The 18,907-nt window shown below is 66.1% G+C and carries 14 protein-coding genes; 12 read left to right on the forward strand and 2 right to left on the reverse strand.

Annotated elements, in window-relative coordinates; all coding sequences use genetic code 11:
• The first annotated feature begins 98 nt into the window (after positions 1–98).
• The 4 genes from BAC01S_RS03105 (at position 99) to BAC01S_RS03120 (ending at position 3,820) form a co-directional block, all read left to right on the forward strand.
• Complete coding sequence (locus tag BAC01S_RS03105; RefSeq protein WP_027793442.1) at positions 99–1,037, forward strand: DMT family transporter; 939 nt, start codon at positions 99–101, stop codon at positions 1,035–1,037.
• Between the two features lie 746 nt (positions 1,038–1,783).
• Entirely contained in the window at positions 1,784–2,350 is a 567-nt protein-coding gene (locus BAC01S_RS03110; RefSeq protein ID WP_027793443.1) for an acyloxyacyl hydrolase, read from the forward strand.
• Positions 2,351–2,415: 65 nt separating this feature from the next.
• A complete protein-coding gene (locus BAC01S_RS03115; protein ID WP_027793444.1) occupies positions 2,416–2,736 on the forward strand; it encodes a DUF190 domain-containing protein in 321 nt (106 codons plus the stop codon).
• 229 nt (positions 2,737–2,965) lie between these two features.
• Positions 2,966–3,820, forward strand: a complete 855-nt coding sequence (locus BAC01S_RS03120; protein ID WP_027793445.1) for a 3-hydroxybutyryl-CoA dehydrogenase — start codon at positions 2,966–2,968, stop codon at positions 3,818–3,820.
• Positions 3,821–3,892: 72 nt separating this feature from the next.
• Here the strand turns inward: BAC01S_RS03120 and BAC01S_RS03125 are convergent, their stop codons facing one another.
• The gene (locus tag BAC01S_RS03125) at positions 3,893–4,960 is read right to left on the reverse strand and encodes an aldose epimerase family protein (protein WP_027793446.1); all 1,068 of its coding nucleotides are present in this window, start codon (positions 4,958–4,960) and stop codon (positions 3,893–3,895) included.
• 56 nt (positions 4,961–5,016) lie between these two features.
• Positions 5,017–6,228: a XylR family transcriptional regulator gene (locus BAC01S_RS03130; RefSeq protein ID WP_027793447.1), complete on the reverse strand. Its 1,212-nt coding sequence runs from the start codon at positions 6,226–6,228 to the stop codon at positions 5,017–5,019.
• Positions 6,229–6,459: 231 nt separating this feature from the next.
• Here BAC01S_RS03130 and xylA point away from each other — a divergent pair, with 231 nt between their 5' ends.
• The 8 genes from xylA to bamC all read left to right on the forward strand — a co-directional run bounded on the left by xylA (position 6,460) and on the right by bamC (position 18,850).
• On the forward strand, positions 6,460–7,782 hold the full coding sequence (xylA, locus tag BAC01S_RS03135) for a xylose isomerase (protein WP_027793448.1): 1,323 nt from the start codon (positions 6,460–6,462) through the stop codon (positions 7,780–7,782).
• A gap of 64 nt (positions 7,783–7,846) precedes the next feature.
• Complete coding sequence (xylB, locus tag BAC01S_RS03140) at positions 7,847–9,337, forward strand: xylulokinase (protein WP_027793449.1); 1,491 nt, start codon at positions 7,847–7,849, stop codon at positions 9,335–9,337.
• A 178-nt stretch (positions 9,338–9,515) separates the two neighbouring features.
• Positions 9,516–10,544: a D-xylose ABC transporter substrate-binding protein gene (gene xylF / locus BAC01S_RS03145; protein WP_027793450.1), complete on the forward strand. Its 1,029-nt coding sequence runs from the start codon at positions 9,516–9,518 to the stop codon at positions 10,542–10,544.
• 85 nt (positions 10,545–10,629) lie between these two features.
• Positions 10,630–12,171 (forward strand): D-xylose ABC transporter ATP-binding protein, encoded by a 1,542-nt coding sequence (gene xylG, locus BAC01S_RS03150; protein ID WP_407667906.1) that lies wholly within the window; start codon positions 10,630–10,632, stop codon positions 12,169–12,171.
• Entirely contained in the window at positions 12,168–13,367 is a 1,200-nt protein-coding gene (locus BAC01S_RS03155; RefSeq protein ID WP_027793452.1) for a sugar ABC transporter permease, read from the forward strand. Before xylG ends, BAC01S_RS03155 begins: the two co-directional genes overlap by 4 nt.
• A gap of 312 nt (positions 13,368–13,679) precedes the next feature.
• Complete coding sequence (locus tag BAC01S_RS03160; RefSeq protein ID WP_027793453.1) at positions 13,680–16,538, forward strand: ATP-dependent Clp protease ATP-binding subunit; 2,859 nt, start codon at positions 13,680–13,682, stop codon at positions 16,536–16,538.
• 189 nt (positions 16,539–16,727) lie between these two features.
• Positions 16,728–17,321, forward strand: a complete 594-nt coding sequence (locus BAC01S_RS30170) for a hypothetical protein (protein WP_043201030.1) — start codon at positions 16,728–16,730, stop codon at positions 17,319–17,321.
• Positions 17,322–17,584: 263 nt separating this feature from the next.
• Complete coding sequence (gene bamC, locus BAC01S_RS03170) at positions 17,585–18,850, forward strand: outer membrane protein assembly factor BamC (protein WP_027793454.1); 1,266 nt, start codon at positions 17,585–17,587, stop codon at positions 18,848–18,850.
• Positions 18,851–18,907: the final 57 nt, after the last annotated feature.

Consider the following 18,907-nt stretch of genomic DNA (forward strand, 5'->3'; position numbering starts at 1 on the left):
TCCTTCGTTATGAACCCAGCGCCGCGCGCCGTAGGATATGCGATGCGCTCCGCGCGCACCCGCCCGCGTCCAGCAAGCTTTCCTCGAGCCCCTACGTCATGAACCCCGCCAATCTCGCGCAACTACTCTTTCTCGCCGCCGTATGGGGCGGTTCGTTCCTGTTCATCCGTGTTGGCGTGACCGGCTTCGGTGTGGCGCCGCTCATGGCGCTGCGCGTCGGCATTGGGGCGTTGTTCCTGCTGCTCGTGCTGTTTTCGCGCCGCAACGCGCGCGAGGCAATTGGCACTTTGCGCGAGCGCGCCTGGCCGCTTCTGGTCGTCGGCATCCTCAACTCGGCGGCGCCGTTCTGTCTCTTTGCGTGGGCCGAGTTGACGCTTTCGGCCGGCGTGACGTCGGTGATCAATGCGACCACGCCGCTGTGGGGCGCGGTCGTCGCCTGGCTGTGGCTCAAGGACCGTCTGAGCGGTTTGCGTGTCGCGGGCCTCGTGATCGGCTTCGCAGGTGTGCTCGCACTCGTTGGCGATCAGATCTTCACGCATGCGGGCGACGGCGCGTCTTCGACGGCCACTGCGCTCGCGGCCCTCGCCGCGCTGGCCGCCGCGCTGCTCTACGGCATCGCCGCGAGCTACACGAAGCGCCACCTGACCGGCGTCGATCCGCTGACTGTCGCGGCGGGCACCATGACTGGCGCGACGATCGTGCTTTTGCCGTTCGCCGTCGCTACCTGGCCCACCGCGTCCATTTCGCTCACCGCGTGGAGCTCGGTGCTTGCGCTCGGCGTTGTCTGCACGGGTATAGCGTACCTGCTTTACTTCAAGCTCATCGCCGCTATCGGCCCTGCGCGGACGATCACAGTCACGTTCGTCATCCCGGTGTTCGGCATCCTGTGGGGTGCGCTCTTTCTCGGCGAGCGCGTATCGCTGGGGATGGTCGAGGCGTGTCTTGCGATTCTCGCCGGTACTGCGCTCGCGACGGGCTTCGTCAAGCGCTTGCCCGGCTTCGGTGCACGCCGGAGCGAGGCCGGCGCGAAGCAATAGGCGCAGGATCTCAACCGCCGTTTGACCGTCTCAAGCCGCCGCGCTTCGTAGTGCGGCGGTATCTTTCGTGCTCCCGACCATGCTTGAACGGCGCACTATTCCCTTGCACTTAAACACGTGAATACACGGCACTTTTCATCCGTCGGCCGTGATATTGCACGCTATGTGCAGCGTGATACAGACATCCGCGATTTAATGTGAGGCAATCGGTAAATCGGAATGCAATGTCTGCACTCGCAAGAAAAAACTACCTCGAAATACGGAATTAATACGCTATTGGCGCACTCCATAATGCGTATTTGAAAGCCATTGGTCAGGCGGGGGCGAGCAGTTTCGTATGACCTCTGGCTCTTCCCAAGGCCCTCTGGCGGCAAGCCGTGGTCACGTCCGGGCAGGCATGGGGATTCGCGTTTAAACTGGGTTAATGTCGTTGGGTTAGCGGTGTAATCTGCAGCCATCTACTGCGGCTTTCACATTGAGGCGGGCCGTGCTTATGTGCCTGCATCAATTGCGTAACGCTGAATTGCGGTATTGAAGATTTATCGGGAAGAGAAGAACCGGTAGTTTAGCCCCGCGCCGGGCAGGGGGACGCATTGTCCATGTGTGTGGCGCGAATGAGCAAGCTTGAACCGACACACGGCGGGCCGCGCAGGCGGCGAGCCTGAGCGAGCGTCGCACCGACCGCCCATGCGCGGGACGGCCGATGCGATGGCGTCGTGCGGTCGACATTCGTCTCGGGGACTTATATGACTGACAAACAATCGGTCTGGCGAGGGCGTGCCGTGCGCGGCGCGCTGACTGCGCTGCTGGCGTTCGGGGCCGCTGGCGCGCAGGCGGACCAGTTCGGCATTCAACTGGCGCCAGGTGTAGCCGACCACGATGTGAAGAAGCTCGATCTCGGCCTCGTCTGGGATCCGGGTCTGCAGTGGTGGCATATCGGCGGATTCCATTTCACGGTGGTGGGCGAAGCTCACGTGGCGTATTGGGACCTGCAGGCGCAGGACGCCGTGCGTCCGAACATCTGGGAATTCGGTGCGACACCGGTGTTCCGCATCATCAAGGACACGGGCTGGTTCCGGCCGTTCTTCGAGGCCGGCGTGGGCGTGCGGATGCTTTCGCATACGCGTCTGACGCCCGATAGGACGTTGTCGACGTCGTTCCAGTTTGCCGACATGGTGGGCATTGGCGCGCAGTTCGGCGAGCATCAGAACTATCAGGCCGGGTTTCGCTTCCAGCACATCTCGAATGCGGACATCAAGCAACCGAATCCCGGCGAGGACTTCAGCGAGATCTATATCCAGTACAACTTCTAGACCCGGTCGCCGGCGGCGGCCGGCAGCACCTCGATCGTCGCGCGATGGCGCGAAGAGGAGACGTTATGGCAACTGGCAGTCAGCTCACGCTCTACGCGAGCCGTAGTCTGAAGCACGGTCATCAATCCGCGGTCGACTGGATTCTCGACGCGGCCAAGGCCGCGGGCGTGCAGGGCGCGACGGTGATGGAGGGCGCCGAGGGCGTCGACGCGCGCGGGCGTTTGCATGCCGCGCGCTTCTTCGAGCTGGCGGACGAGCCGGCCATGGTCGTGCTCATCGCCGAAGACGCGGTGATCGACGGATTGCTCGCCACGCTCGGCAAGGGCGGCGTGCCGCTCTTCTATACGCGCACGCCGCTCGAATTCGGGCACATTGGCGGCGCGTGAAGGCCTGCCGGGCGTTCGGCGACAGGCTGGAGCGATGCCGGAACTCCGATGGGACCCTGCCGGAGCCCTGCCGGAACCCCTGCGGCACCCACCCGACACGCGAGTTCCAGCCGCATCCCGCAACCCGCTAAACTGTCGGCTATTGATGCGGTGCAGCACGCATCGCCTCGCCGGCATTCATTCCGATACGCGATCGGCCGGCGTCGCAGACCCAGGAGCGAGGACGAGGATGGCAATCGAAACAGTAGGGATCGTGGGTGCCGGCACGATGGGCAACGGCATCACGCAGGCCGTGGCGGTGGCGGGCCTGAAGGCCGTGATGATCGACGTGACCGACGCGGCGCTCGCCAAGGGCATGGCGACGCTTGCGCACAGCATGGAGCGGCTCGTCTCGAAGGGCAAGCTCGATGCGGCGGTGCGCGATGCCGCGCTCGCGCGCGTCGAAACCTCCACCGACTATCAGCGCCTCGCCGCCGCGGACCTCGTGATCGAGGCCGCCACCGAGAACGCCGAACTCAAGACGCGCATCCTCAAGCAGATCGAAGCGGCCGCGCGCCCGGACGCGATCATCGCGTCGAACACCTCGTCGATCTCCATCACGGCGCTCGCCACGACGCTGGCCGACCCGTCGCGCTTCATCGGCATGCACTTCTTCAACCCCGTGCCGATGATGCCGCTCGTCGAGGTGATCCGCGGTCTGCAAACGCGCCCGGAGGTGGCCGAGGACGTGCGGCAGCTCGCGCTGCGCCTCGAAAAGACGCCCATTGCCGTGAAGAATGCGCCGGGCTTCGTCGTGAACCGCATCCTCGTGCCGATGATCAACGAAGCGTTCTTCGTGCTCGCGGAAGGCATTGCGAGCCCCGAGGAGATCGACGCGGGCATGAAGCTCGGCGCGAATCATCCGATCGGGCCGCTCGCGCTGGCGGACCTGATCGGACTCGACGTGTGCCTTTCGGTGATGGACGTGTTCCTGAAGGACTTCGGCGATTCGAAGTATCGCGCCTGTCCGCTGCTGCGCGAGCTGGTGGCCGCGGGCCATCTGGGCCGCAAGACCGGCCGCGGCGTGTATCAGTACGACAAATGACGGCGTGAAATGACGGCATGAAGCGCGGGGCGCCCCGCGCTGCCTTCGTTGTTCCCTCGGTCTGTCTGCTTTTCAGCCCCTCAAGCCCACGCGGTACTGCGTCACCTGGCGGTAGGTCGAGCCCGGGCGCAGGACCGCGGCCTCGCGTTCGGGCTCGCCCATGTTGATCTGGTTCGGAAAGCCGCCGGCCTCGAGGCACAGGCCCGCGTGGCGCACGCAGGCCGCGCCGTGGCGGCCGGGCGTCCCCTCCAGATAGTTTCCCGTGTAGCACTGCAGCCCGCACTGGTCGGTCGCGACGAAAAGTTCGCGCCCGCTCGCGGGTTCGTAGACGCTCGCCACGGCGCGCAGCGCCGCTTGACTTCCGGGCTTATGCAGCCGGTAGCAATGATCGAAGCCGCCCGCCCGCGCAAGCTGCGCGTGCGGCCAGTCGAGCCGCGCTCCCAGCGGCGCGCCGTGGCGAAAATCGAACGCGCTGCCCGAGACATCCGCGATGCCGAGCGGAATCATCTGCGGATCGACTTCCAGGTATGCGTCGGCGTCGATGGTGAGAACGTGGCCGCGGATATCGGAGCCGGGTTCCCCCGAAAGATTGAAGTAGGGATGGCTCGTGAGATTGAGCGGCGTCGGCGCGTCGGTCTGTGCTTCGTACTCCAGCGTGAGGGTGCCGTCGTCGTCGAGCGTATAGCGCACCTCCACGCTCACGTTGCCCGGAAATCCCGCGTCGCCCTCGGGCGAGTCGAGCCGCAGCGTGAGCGCCCCGTGGTCGTCCACGACCTCCCACATCGCTCGATGAAAACCTTGCGCGCCCCCGTGCAGCAGATTGCCGTTTTCGTTGCGGTCGAGCGTGTAGTCGACGCCGTCGAGCGTGAAGCGCGCGCCGCCGATGCGGTTCGCCCAGCGGCCGACCAGGGCGCCCATGTAGGTGCTGGCCGTGTAGTAGGCCGCGGGCGTGTCGTGGCCGAGCAGGATATCGGCGAGACGCCCGGCGCGGTCCGGCGCGAACCATGAAACGAGGGTCGCGCCCAGATCGCTGATGGTGACTTTCATGCCCTGCGCGTTGCGCAGCGTGTAGAGCCGGACGGGGTCGCCGCCGGGCAGGGTGCCCCAGGATTCGGAAGGCAGATGGGCGAGGCTGTTCATGAGGCGCGGTTCGGTTGAATTTTCATGGGTGGCCGGGGCCTGAGCGGGCGCGGGCGTCAGGTTCGGGGCTGTGCGGCAGGCGCGGGCGCGGCACTGTCCTGGTACTCGCGCGGCGTGCAGCCCAGCTCGCGTTTGAAGACGGCATACATGTACTGCAGCGACGTGAATCCGCAGCGGATGGCCACTTCGGCGCTCGACGCGTCGCGGCTCGCGAGCATGGCCTTCGCGGCGTCGAGCTTGTGGCGCAGGATTTCCTGATGCACGGTGCACTGGCGCTCGCGCCGGAAATACTCTTCCAGCGAGGAGCGCGAGATGCCGACATAGTCCGCCACCTGCTCGGTCTTGATGCCCTGGCACGCGTACTGGCGGATGAAGTGGCGCGCGCGCATGACGTGCGGGCTCGAGAGCGGCTCGTGCTTCGTCGATTCGAGCACGTTGATGCCGACCGGCGGCACCAGAATGCGCCGCCCCGGAAAGCGCGCGCCGCGCAGCATCTGATGCAGCAGGTGGGCGGCGGTCTTGCCCATTTCTCCCGTGCCCTGGATCACCGACGACAGCGGAATGCGCGTGAGCGTGCGCGTGAGCGGATCGTTGTCGATGCCGAGAATCGCAACCTGCTCGGGCACGGCGATACCGTGAATCAGGCAGGCCTGGAGCAGATGGCGTGCCCGCGCGTCGGTCACGGCGATGATGCCGACCGGTTTCGGCAGGCTGTGCAGCCAGACGCTCAACTGCTCGATGGCCTGGTTCCACGAAGGGGCGCTCGTCGCGAGTCCGCGGTAGACGGGCGCGTCGAGCCCTTCGTCGTGCGCGAGCTTCTGGAAGGCGAGCTCGCGCTGCTGGGCCCAGCGGTTTTCCTCGGCCTCGGGCAGGCTGTACATCGCGAGATGCGGCAGCCCCGCGCCGATCAGGTGGGTCCACGCGAGCGAGACGAGCTTGGCGTTGTCGGTGGCGATGTAGGGGACGTCGGGCGGGTACTGCGCGGCGTCCTCGAACGACGAGCCCACCGCGACCACGGGCAGCCGGCAGCCGGCGAGCGCGTCGGCCACGGCGGGGTCGTCGAAGTCGGCGATGATGCCGTCGCCGTCGAAACGCTCGATGCCCACGAGGCGGCAGCGGAAGTCCTCCTCCAGAAAGAGATCCCACGCCACGCGCGTGGAGCTCAGATATTGGCCGATCCCCGCGATGATCTCGCGGTCATAGACCTTGTTCGCGTTGAACAGCAGCGCGATGCGGTGCGACGTCTGGGAAGCGGAAGGGCGGCTCATGGGGGCGCGAAGGGCTGGCGGCGCGGGGCGTCTCGTCCGTTGTCTCGTGTTTTAAGCGTGCGGCTATTTTAGGCCGACATCGCGTCCGGCGTGCAGGGAGCGAGGTCCGGCCGGCAGGAAACATTATCGGTATCCCGCAATTTCGCAATTGCCGCTCATCGCGCGCGGCGGGCAGTATGGCGTCACACAGCAAGGCGCGCACCGCTGCGCCGCAACATGACTGGAGACACCATGTCGTATTTCGAATCCATTCCCGCGCTCCGCTACGAGGGGCCGCAGTCCGACAACCCGCTCGCTTTCCATCACTACGACCGCACGAAGAAGGTGCTCGGCAAGACGATGGAAGAGCATCTGCGCATTGCGGTGTGCTACTGGCATACGTTCGTGTGGCCCGGCAACGACATCTTCGGCCAGGGCTCGTTCCACCGGCCGTGGCACCAGCCCGGCGACGCCATGGAGCGCGCGCGCCAGAAGGCCGACGCCGCTTTCGAATTCTTCTCGAAGCTCGGCACGCCGTTCTACACGTTCCACGACACCGACGTCGCGCCCGAAGGCAAGGACCTGAAGGACTACACAGAAAACTTCTCCCGCATGGTGGACTACCTCGGCGAGCGCCAGCAGGCGAGCGGTGTGAAGCTGCTATGGGGCACGGCGAACCTCTTTTCGAATCCGCGCTATGCGGCGGGTGCGGCGACCAACCCGAATCCCGAGGTGTTTGCCTACGCGGCGACCCAGGTGTGCCACGCGCTCGACGCCACGCGCAAGCTGGGCGGCGAGAACTATGTGCTGTGGGGCGGCCGCGAAGGCTACGAAACGCTGCTCAACACCGACCTCGTGCGCGAGCGCGAGCAGTTCGCCCGCTTCCTTTCGATGGTCGTGGAGCACAAGCACCGCACGGGCTTTACGGGCACGCTGCTGATCGAGCCGAAGCCGCAGGAGCCCACCAAGCATCAGTACGACTACGATGTCGCGACGGTGCACGGCTTCCTGACGCAATACGGTCTGCAGAACGAAATTCGCGTGAACATCGAGGCGAATCATGCCACGCTCGCGGGCCATTCGTTCCACCATGAAATCGCGTCGGCGTATGCGCTCGGCGTGTTCGGCAGCGTCGACGCCAATCGCGGCGACCCGCAAAACGGCTGGGATACCGACCAGTTCCCGAACAGCGTGGAAGAACTCACGCTCGCGTTCTATGAAATCCTGTGCCACGGCGGCTTCACGACCGGCGGCATGAACTTCGACGCCAAGGTGCGGCGTCAGAGCGTGGACCCCGAAGACCTGTTTTACGGCCACGCCGGGGCGATCGACGTGCTGGCGATCGCACTCGAGCGCGCCGCCGTGCTGGTCGAGAACGAACGCCTCGATCAGTTGCGCAAGCAACGTTACGCGGGCTGGGACACGGAGTTCGGCCGCAAGATCCTGGCCGGCGGTTACTCGCTGTCTTCGCTCGCCGCGGACGCCGTCGCGCACGGCACGAATCCTCATCATGTGAGCGGCCAGCAGGAGCGGCTCGAGAACATCGTCAACCAGGCGATCTACGGGCAGCGCTGAGCCTCCGCGCACGCCTTGCCGCCACGGCAGGGCGTGCGGGTGCGCGACAAAGAAGGATGGAGACATGTTCATCGGAATCGACCTCGGCACGTCCGGCGTGAAGGCCGTGCTGCTGGATCGCGCGGGCGACGTGCGCGGCAGCGCGAGCGCGCCGCTCACGGCGAGCCGCCCGCAGCCGCGCTGGTCCGAGCAGGCGCCGCAGGACTGGTGGCAGGCCGCGCGGTCGGCGCTGCGCGCGCTGATTGCCGAAGCGGCGGGCGCGGGTATCGCGGCCGCGAGCATCGAGGCGATCGGCCTCACGGGCCAGATGCACGGCGCCACGCTGCTCGATGCGAACGGCGCAGTGCTGCGCCCGGCCATTCTCTGGAACGACGGTCGTTCGGATGTCGAATGTATCGAGCTCGAGCATGCGGTTCCCGAACTGCATGCCGTGGCGGGCAATCTGGCGATGCCGGGTTTCACGGCCCCCAAGCTGCTGTGGGTGCGCAAGCACGAGCCCGAGGTGTTCGCACGCATTGCCCACGTGCTGCTCCCGAAGGACTACCTGCGCTATCTGCTGACGGGCGAGTTTGCCACCGACGCTTCGGACGCCGCAGGAACCCTCTGGCTCGACATTGCGAAGCGCGACTATGGCGATGCCTTGCTCGCCGCCTGCGGGCTGACGCGCGAGCAGATGCCGCGCGTTTTCGAAGGCAACCAGATCACGGGTACGCTGCGCCCTGAACTGGCGCGCGAGTTCGGCCTGCGCGAAGTGCCGGTGGTGGCGGGCGGCGGCGACAACGCGGCGGGCGCGGTCGGCGTGGGCATCGTGCGTCCCGGCGACGCCATGCTCTCGCTCGGCACCTCGGGTGTGTATTTCGCGGTGTCGGACGGCTTTCGCGCCAATCCCGATTCGGCCGTGCACAGCTTCTGCCATGCACTGCCGCACACCTGGCATCTGATGTCGGTGATGCTGAACGCGGCCAGTTGCCTCGACTTCACGGCCCAGTTGACGGGCTACGAGAACGTGGCGGCCCTGCTCGCCGATGCCGAGGCGCATGCGAACCCGCAGACCGACGCGCGCCGCCCGTGGTTCCTGCCGTATCTGAGCGGCGAGCGCACGCCGCACAACAACGTCAACGCCAAGGGCGTGTTCTACGGCATGACGCCGCAGACTACGCGCGCGGATCTCGCGAACGCGACGCTCGAAGGCGTGGGCTTCGCACTGCTCGACGGCATGGATGCGCTGCATGCCGCGGGTCTCGTGCCGGACTCGGTCACGGTGATCGGCGGCGGCTCGCGCAGCGCGTGGTGGACGCAGATGCTCGCCGATATCAGCGGGCGCGCGCTCACGCTGCGCGCGGGCGGCGAAGTCGGCCCCGCGCTGGGCGCGGCGCGCCTCGCGCATCTCGCGCTCGAACCCGGCGCCGTACTCGCCGACGTCTGCCCGCAACCGCCCGTGATTGCCGTGCGCGAGCCCGACGCCGCTCGCCACGCGTGGTATCGCGAAGCGCGCCGGCCCACTTTCGGCGCGCTCTATCGCGCACTCGAACCGGTTTTTGCAACCGGCGCCTGATTCATCCCGCGCCGGTGACGCAAAAAGAACGCGCGGCCAAAGCAGCCGCGCATGCCTGGCAGTCCTGTGGTTATGCCGAAGCGCCGCATTGTGCCGACGCGGGCGTCCAACCACCATAGCCGTGCTGTTTCCGCGCATTGCGCGGGGATGGCCTTCGACCATCAAGAGGAGTGGAGACATGAAATTCGCCAAACGCCGTTCGGTTCTGGGTTCGCTGGTATGCGGGGCCGTGCTCGCGAGCCTGTCGCTGGCGGCGCCGCTTGCGCACGCAAGCAAGGATCATCCTGAGATCGGCTTCTGTATCGACGACCTGCGCGTCGAGCGCTGGTCGCGCGATCGCGACTACTTCGTCGCGGCCGCGGAAAAGATGGGTGCGAAGGTGTCGGTGCAGTCGGCCGACGCCAGCGAGGAGCGCCAGATCTCGCAGATCGAAAACCTGATTTCGCGCGGCGTCGACGTGATCGTGATCGTGCCGTTCAATTCGAAGACGCTCGGCAACGTGGTGGCCGAGGCGAAGAAGGCCGGCATCAAGGTCATCTCGTATGACCGCCTGATTCTGGATGCCGACATCGACGCCTACATTTCATTTGACAATGAAAAGGTAGGAGAACTACAGGCTCAGGGCGTCTATAACGTGAAGCCGAAGGGCAATTACTTCCTGCTGGGCGGCGCGCCGACCGACAACAACGCGAAGATGCTGCGCGCAGGCCAGTTGAAGGTGCTCCAGCCCGCCATCGACCGCGGCGACATCAAGGTGGTCGGCCAGCAGTGGGTGCCGGAATGGAGCGCCTCGACCGCGCTCAGCATCATGGAAGACGCGCTCACGGCGAACAACAACAAGATCGATGCGGTCGTGGCCTCGAACGACGGCACGGCGGGCGGCGCGATCCAGGCGCTCGCCGCGCAGCATCTGGCGGGCAAGGTGCCGGTATCGGGCCAGGACGCCGATCTCGCAGCGGTTCGCCGCGTGATCGCCGGCACGCAGACGATGACGGTCTACAAGCCGCTCAAGCTGATCGCAGGCGAGGCCGCGAAGCTTGCCGTCGAACTCGCAAAGGGCGAGCAGCCCGCTTACAACGCCCAGTACGACAACGGCAAGAAGAAGGTCGATACGGTCCTGCTGCAGCCGACGCTGCTCACGAAGAGCAATGTGGACATCGTGGTCAAGGACGGCTTCTATACGCAGCAACAACTGGCCAGCCAGTAACGGCAGCCGGCCCGCGCGCCTGCCGCCACGGCGGCGGCAGGCGCGCGGGCCCTAGCAGCGAGGCGTAAACCGTATGACTGAACCATTGCTGACGATGCGCGGCATCGTCAAATCCTTTGCCGGCGTGAAGGCGCTAGACGGCATCGATCTCACTGTGCGGCCCGGCGAGTGCGTGGGCCTGTGCGGCGAGAACGGCGCCGGCAAGTCGACGCTCATGAAGGTGCTCTCGGGTGTCTATCCGCACGGCAGCTGGGATGGCGAGATCCGCTGGGAAGGAGAGACGCTGAAGGCGGCGAGCGTGCGCGACACGGAACGTGCCGGCATCGTCATCATCCATCAGGAACTGATGCTCGTGCCGGAGCTTTCCGTTGCCGAGAATATTTTCCTGGGCAACGAGATCACGCTGCCGGGCGGCCGCATGAACTACGCGGCCATGTACCGGCGCGCGGACGAACTGCTGCGCGAGCTGAAGATCGACGCCATCAACGTGGCGCAGCCCGTGATGAACTACGGCGGCGGCCATCAGCAGCTCATCGAGATCGCCAAGGCGCTCAACAAGCGCGCGAAACTGCTGATTCTCGACGAGCCTTCTTCGTCGCTCACCGCCGCCGAAACGAAAATCCTGCTCGACATCGTGCGCGACCTCAAGCGGCGCGGCGTGGCCTGCGTGTACATCTCGCACAAGCTCGACGAAGTCGAGGCCGTGTGCGATACCGTCACGGTGATCCGCGACGGCCGGCACGTGGCCACCGAGCCGATGGCGACGATGACCACGAATCGCGTGATCTCCATGATGGTGGGCCGCGAGATCCGCAACCTCTTTCCGCGTGAGCCGCACGATGTCGGCGAGGTGGTGTTCGAGGCGCGCAACGTCACCTGCTACGACGTGACGAATCCGCGCCGCAAGCGCGTGGACGACGTGTCGTTTACGGTGCGGCGCGGCGAGATTCTCGGCGTGGCCGGGCTCGTGGGCGCGGGGCGCACGGAAACGATGCAGGCCATCTTCGGCTCGTACCCGGGTGCCTGCTCGGCGACGGTGCTGCTGGAAGGCAAGGCGCTGAAGATCCGCTCGCCGCTCGAAGCGATCCGCGCCGGCATCGCCATGGTGCCCGAGGACCGCAAGCGCCACGGCATCGTCCCGCAGCTGGGCGTGGGCCACAACATCACGCTTTCGGTGCTGGAGCGCTATACGAAGGGCGGCCGCATCGACACGGCGGCGGAGCTCGATACGATCCGCACGGAGATGCAGCGCCTCTCCGTGCGCGCGGCTAACCCGATGCTCTCGATCGCGAGCCTTTCGGGCGGCAACCAGCAGAAAGCAGTCCTCACGAAGATGCTGCTCACCGATCCCAAGGTGCTGATTCTCGACGAGCCCACACGCGGCGTGGACGTCGGCGCGAAGTACGAGATCTACAAGCTCATGTTCGAGCTGGCGAGGCGCGGCGTTGCCATCGTGATGGTGTCGTCGGAGCTGCCCGAGGTGCTTGGGGTCAGCGATCGCGTGCTCGTGATCGGCGAGGGCGAACTGCGCGGCGATTTCGTCAACGAGGGCCTGACACAGGAACACATACTGGGCGCGGCGATCCAGAGCGCGCGCCCTCCATCCAACCGAGCGAGTGCAGCATGACCCCCGACGTCACTTCCCAACCCGCGCGCGAAAGCGCGCCACACGGCGGCAGCGGCTTCGCCCTGCGTTTTCAGCAACTCTTCGCGCGCTACAAGATCCTCGCGCTGCTCATCGCCGTGGCGGCGATCTGGGCGTTTTTCTCGGTGCTCACGCACGGCGCGTTCGTCACGCCGCGCAACGTCTCGAACCTGCTGCGGCAGATGTCGGTCACCGGCATGCTTGCGTGCGGCATGGTGTTCGTGATCATCGCGGGCGAGATCGATCTGTCGGTAGGCTCGTTACTGGGCCTGCTGGGCGGCGTGGGCGCCATCCTCGACGCCAATCACAACTGGCCGATCGTGGCGACCGTCCCGGCCGTGCTCGCGCTCGGCGTGCTGGTCGGGCTGTTCAACGGCTGGTGGTCCACCTATCGGCGCGTGCCGTCGTTCATCGTGGGGCTGGGCGGCATGCTCGCGTATCGCGGCATCCTGCTCGGCATCACGGGCGGATCGACGATTGCGCCGGTCTCGGACAACTTCGTCTTCATCGGCCAGGGCTATCTGCCGCGCCTCGTGGGTGACGTGCTCGCACTGGCGCTGTTCCTGCTGCTGGCGCTCCTTACGGTGCGCCAGCGCGCGAACCGGCGGCGCTATCAACTGCCGGTCGTGCCGGTCTGGCAGGATGGCGTGAAGATTGCGGGCGCCGGCGCGATCGTGCTGGCGTTCGTCGTGACGCTCGACAGCTACGGCGGCATTCCCGTGCCCGTGCTGCTGCTGCTCGCAATGCTCGGCATTTTCACGTGGATCGCGACGCAGACGGTGTTCGGCCGCCGCATCTACGCGGTGGGTTCGAATCTCGAAGCCACGCGTCTTTCGGGCGTCAACACGAACCGCGTGAAGCTCGCGATCTTCGCGCTCATGGGGCTCATGTGCGCGTTCGCCGGCATCGTCAACACGGCGCGTCTCGCAGCGGGTTCGCCTTCGGCGGGCACGATGGGCGAGCTCGACGCGATCGCGGCGTGCTTCATCGGCGGCACTTCGATGCGCGGCGGCTCCGGCACGGTTTACGGCGCGCTGATCGGCGCGCTCGTGATGGCGAGTCTCGACAACGGCATGTCGATGCTCGACGTCGATGCTTACTGGCAGATGATCGTGAAGGGCGGCATTCTCGTGCTCGCCGTCTGGATCGACGTGGTTTCGGGGTCGAACCGGCGCTGATTGTGCGATTGCAAAAGCCGATTGCAAACGCATTGCTATGAGGTATCGGTAGAAGAGATTCTTCTTGTTTTGCGTATGAGGGCGTTGCACGCAGCGCGCGTGCAACGCCAATTCCTGCCAGAATATTTTCGACCTGTGCTGCCCGGTTCCTGCGCACGCGCGCGATCCCGCCGGCGGCACGGGGCTCGTCCGCCGCAGCGCCGCGCTCCCCGCGCGCCGCCTGCCGCTTCGTCACTTTTCCGGCGCACCGTTGCGTTGCGCCGGGCCGCATGGCCGCGCGCCGTGCGGCTCCGAACCGGAGACAAGTCGACCATGCCAGCCCTATGTGAAATCTGCAATGCCCGGCCCGCCGTCGCACGTGTGACTGTCGTGCAGGACGGCCAGCGCAAATCGCTGTCGATCTGCGATTACGACTACCGGCAACTGATGCGCCATCAAAGCATGCTCAATCCGTTCGATTCACTGCTGGGCGGCAACGGGCTGTCGCGCTTCTTCGGCGGACTCGGCGGCGAAGGAGTCCACGACGACGAGGGGCCGGGCCTTGCGGCCGAAGTGCCGCGCGAGTCCGTGGATGCTACGGACGCCTTCAGCGAACAAACGATGGAACTGCTGCAGCGCGCGGCCGAAAAGGCCCACGAACTGCACCGCAAGGAGCTCGATACGGAGCATGTGCTGTACGTGCTGGCCGATACGGATGTCTGCGCAGCACTCCTCAAGGAACTGAAGCTCTCGCCCCAGGACATCAGGAACTATATCGATGAGCACGCGAGACAAGGCACCGCCGGCGACGACGCACTCGACAAGATGACCGTCTCGCCGCGCCTGAAAAAAGCGTTCCAGTTCGCATTTCAGGCTTCGCGCGATCTGGGGCACTCGTACGTCGGGCCCGAGCATCTGCTCATCGGTCTCGCGGCCGTGCCCGACAGCATCGCGGGCACGCTGCTGAAGAAGTACGGCGTGACGCCCGAGGCGCTGCGCCAGAAAGTCGTGAAAGTAGTGGGCAAGGGCGCGGAGGACGGCCGCGTGGAGGCGCCCACGGGCACGCCGAATCTCGACAAGTTCGGGCGCGACCTCACCGCCATGGCGCGCCAGGGCAAGCTCGACCCCGTGCTCGGCCGTGCGCAGGAGATCGAAAACACGATCGAAGTGCTCGCGCGCCGCAAGAAAAACAATCCGGTGCTGATCGGCGAGCCGGGTGTGGGCAAGACGGCCATCGTGGAAGGGCTCGCGCAGCGCATCGTCAATGGCGACGTGCCGGAAGTGCTGCGCGGCAAGCGCCTTGTCGAGGTCAACATCAACTCGATGGTGGCGGGCGCGAAGTATCGCGGCGAGTTCGAGGAGCGCGCGAAGCAGCTGATCGACGAGGTGAGCGCGAAGAACGACGAGCTGATCCTTTTCATCGACGAACTGCACACGATCGTCGGTGCCGGACAGGGCGGCGGCGAAGGCGGCCTCGACATCGCGAACGTGCTCAAGCCCGCGCTCGCGCGCGGCGAGCTGAGCCTCATTGGCGCGACGACGCTCAACGAATACCAGAAGTACATCGAAAAGGACGCGGCGCTCGAGAGGCGCTTCCAGCCGGTGCTCGTGCCGGAGCCCACGGTCGAGCAGACCATCGTGATCCTGCGCGGCCTGCGCGACAAGCTGGAGGCCCACCACCAGGTGACCTTCGCCGACGACGCATTCGTGGCCGCCGCCGAGCTTTCGGACCGCTACATCACCTCGCGCTTCCTGCCCGACAAGGCCATCGACCTGATCGACCAGGCGGCGGCGCGCGTGCGCATCAGCGCCACGTCGCGGCCCGCGGACATTCAGGAGCTCGAAGCGGAGATCGCGCAGCTCAAGCGCGAGCAGGACTACGCGGCCTCGCGCAAGCGGTACGACGCGGCGAAGGGCTTCGAGGAACGCATCGGCGAGAAGCAGAAGCAGCTCGACGGGCAGATGGAAGCGTGGCAGCGCAAGACCGGTTCCGAGACGCTGGAAGTGACGGTGGCTTCGATTGCCGAAGTGGTGTCGCGCCTCACCGGCATACCGGTTGCGGACCTCACGCAGGAAGAGCGCCAGAAGCTCTTGAAGATGGAGGACAAGCTGCGCGAGCGCGTGGTGGGCCAGAACGACGCCGTGGTCGCCGTGAGCGATGCGGTGCGTCTCTCGCGCGCGGGTCTCGGCCAGGAGCACCGGCCGATCGCGACGTTCCTGTTCCTCGGGCCGACGGGGGTGGGCAAGACCGAGCTCGCGAAAGCGCTGGCGGAAAGCGTGTTCGGCGACGAGCAGGCCATCATCCGCATCGACATGAGCGAGTACATGGAGCGCCATGCGGTCGCTCGCCTCATTGGCGCACCGCCGGGCTACGTGGGCTACGACGAGGGCGGGCAACTGACCGAGCGCGTGCGGCGTCGGCCCTATAGCGTGATCCTGCTCGACGAGATCGAGAAGGCGCACCCGGACGTCTACAACGTGCTGCTGCAGGTGTTCGACGACGGGCGGTTGACCGACGGCAAGGGCCGCGTGGTGGACTTCAGCAACACGATCATCATCGCCACGAGCAACCTGGGCGCCTCGATCATCATGGAGAACCTGGAGCAGCCCGAGGCGCAGCGCAAGAGCGACAAGGCCGTGCGCGACGAACTCATGAAGGTGCTCAAGGGCCACTTCCGGCCGGAGTTCCTGAACCGCATCGACGAGGTCATCGTGTTCCATGCGCTCTCGAAGGAGAACATCCGCTCGATCGTGCAGATCCAGCTCGACCGGGTGGTGCGCACGGCGGCGGCGCAGGACATCACGCTGAAGATGAGCGAGGCGCTCGTCGATCATCTGGTGGAGGCCGGCTATCAGCCCGAGTTCGGCGCGCGCGAACTGAAGCGGCAGATCCGGCAGCAAGTGGAAACGCGGCTGGCGAAGGAGATTCTGGGCGATGCGCTGCAGTCGGGCGACACCGTCGAGATCGGCTACGACAAGACGAGCGGCGAGACCACGTTCAACAAGCTCACCGTGCCGGCCGACGTGAAGGAGGGCAAGCCCGCCAAAAAGGCGAAGGACGGCGCCGCCGATCCGGTGCCGGACGGCAAGGCGATTGCCGCGGATATCGCCGCCGACGACGTGACGGCAGAGCCGCCTGCGCCGCCGAAGAAAAAGAACGGCAAGGGCGCGGGCAAGGCGAAGTCCGCCTGATCGGGCGGCGCATGAGCGTGAGTGGCCGGCCGTCCTCGCGGGTCGGGCGCTATCCTTCGCGCCGGTGGATTTCGTATTGCAGACGATGGCAGGCCTGCGCGCGGTGAAAACGCGCGGCCGCGCTGCGGGGCGCCGCAGCGTGCCATGGCCCTTCGGCTACAATTGCGGCAGCCTGAATACGGAATCGCGATGAACAAACGGAAAGCCTGCTTCGTCGGCCTTGCGGCCGTTGTCACCCTGCTGGCGGGATGCGTTGCGCAATACCGCAACCCCAGCACGTGCGAAGACGAGATGCGGCACCGGTTCGCGGAAGCGTCGCTTGGTGCGCTTTCCGTGACGAGCAGCGGGGTCTCCTATCGCGGCCAGCGTGTCGTGGTCGAAGGGCACTTCGACAAACCGCTGAAGCCGGCGGTCGAGGCCTCGGGCGCATCGGCGGCTTTCGCGGCCGAAGCTGCGTCGGGTGCGTCGGCGGTATCGGTCGCGTCCGCGGCATCCGCAGCATCGGGCACGCCGGCCGCGGCAGCGCTGGGCGCGTCCTCGCCCGCGGCGGCGAGCGGGGCGGCGGTGGCGGCTGCGGCATCGGGCGCTTCGGCGGTCAAGGCCGAGCCCAAGCCTGGCACGCCGGTCGCGGCGCTCGCCCAGAAGCTGGGCATCAAGAAGCCGGCGCATACGCCGGCCGCCGCCGAATGTCTCTTCAACGAATCCGGCCTCGTTTCCTTCCGTTGGCTTGCTCCCCCGGAACTCGCCAAAACGACGCCCGACCCGCACGCGGCCGAGGACTGACGCCGCCTGGCGTTGCCTCGCGCCGCCGCTTCTCTTTAATGCTTTGAAATAAAAAGAAAAAATCTCCGCGAAAGGAGGGGGAGAGGGGTTTTCTGGATGTTGAGAAACGTTAGAATACCGAGCTTCACCTCCCTGGGAGGCGTCCGACAGACCTGGCGATGCCGCGCCGCACGGCGGTTTTTGCACAGGGTGCCCCTCGCCCGGTAAAATGGCTGGTTGATCCACGGAAACTGGCCGTGGCGTAGCCGAAGGATTACCCGAACATGAGTGATTTTCATCAACGTCTTGCCATCCGCGCCGTCGCGCTTCTGATGGCGGGCGGGCTGGTCGCCGGCTGCAGCACGCCGTCGCCGACCAAGATCGATTACCGCAGTGACCAGAAGGCGAAGGAGTCCTCGCTTGCTGTGCCGCCGAATCTGCTCGACGAAACGCCGGACCAGCGTTCGACGGCTCCGCAGGGCGGCGAGACCTCGCTTTCCACGCTCAAGCAAGTTCAGAGCGACGCGCCGCCGTCGGACGTGAACCAGGTGCTGCCGCAGGTGCCCGGCATGCATATCCAGCGTGACGGCACGGAAAGCTGGCTCGTCATCGACGATAAGACGCCCGACCAGGTCTGGGCTCAGGTGCGCCGCTTCTGGCAGGAGCAGGGCTTCCTGCTGGTGGTCGACCAGCGCGACAAGGGCTTGATGGAAACCGACTGGAACGAGACGCGTCCGAAGATCTCGGACGGCATCATCCGCAATTCGCTCACGTGGGCCATGGGCAACTCCTACGTCGGCGCGGAGCGCAACAAGTACCGCACGCGTCTCGAAACGTCGCCGACCGGCGGCACTTATATCTTCGTCAGCCAGAAGGGCCTCACCGAGGAAATTTCGGGCACCAACGACGAGAGCAGCAAGTGGGTGCCGAAGCCCAACGATCCCGCACTCGAAACCGAGTATCTGAAGCGCCTCATGCTGACGCTCTCGCGCGCGAAGCCGGGCGTGCCCGACGTGCAGATCGCCGACGCGGCCGACGCGACCGCCAAGAGCAAGGCCAATGGCGCGATCGGTTCGCAGTCGGCCGCTCCGGATACGGCCGCGGCCGCCGTCGCCGCGCAGAACGTGGCGGCAGCGGGCCAGCAGTCGGGCACCGGCCAGCAGCCCGGCAAGGGTCAGGCGCAAGCGGCCGAAACGGGCGGCCATTACACGTCCACCGAGCTCACGCTCGGCGAGCCGTACGACAACGCCTGGCTGCGCGTGGGCCATGCGCTCGACCGCGCGAACTTCACGGTGGACGACAGCGACCGCTCGAAGGGCATCTACTACATTCGCTACGTCGATCCGAAGGACATGACGTCCGACGAACAGGGCTTCTGGAACCAGGTGTTCCATGGCCGCAAGGAGAAGGAAGCGAAGCAGTACATGCTGAACGTGCGCGCCGTCACCGAGAACCAGACGCGTATCGCCGTCGTCGACGACAAGGGGCAGGTCGACACCTCGCGCCCCGCTCAGGAGATCATGAGCCTCGTGGTCTCGGAACTGCAGTAAGAGTTCGGGCTCGACTCCCGGCGCCCGAAGTAAGCCCGCCTGCGCAATGCGCGCAGG

Source organism: Paraburkholderia acidipaludis NBRC 101816 (assembly GCF_000684975.1).
GTDB lineage: Bacteria > Pseudomonadota > Gammaproteobacteria > Burkholderiales > Burkholderiaceae > Paraburkholderia > Paraburkholderia acidipaludis.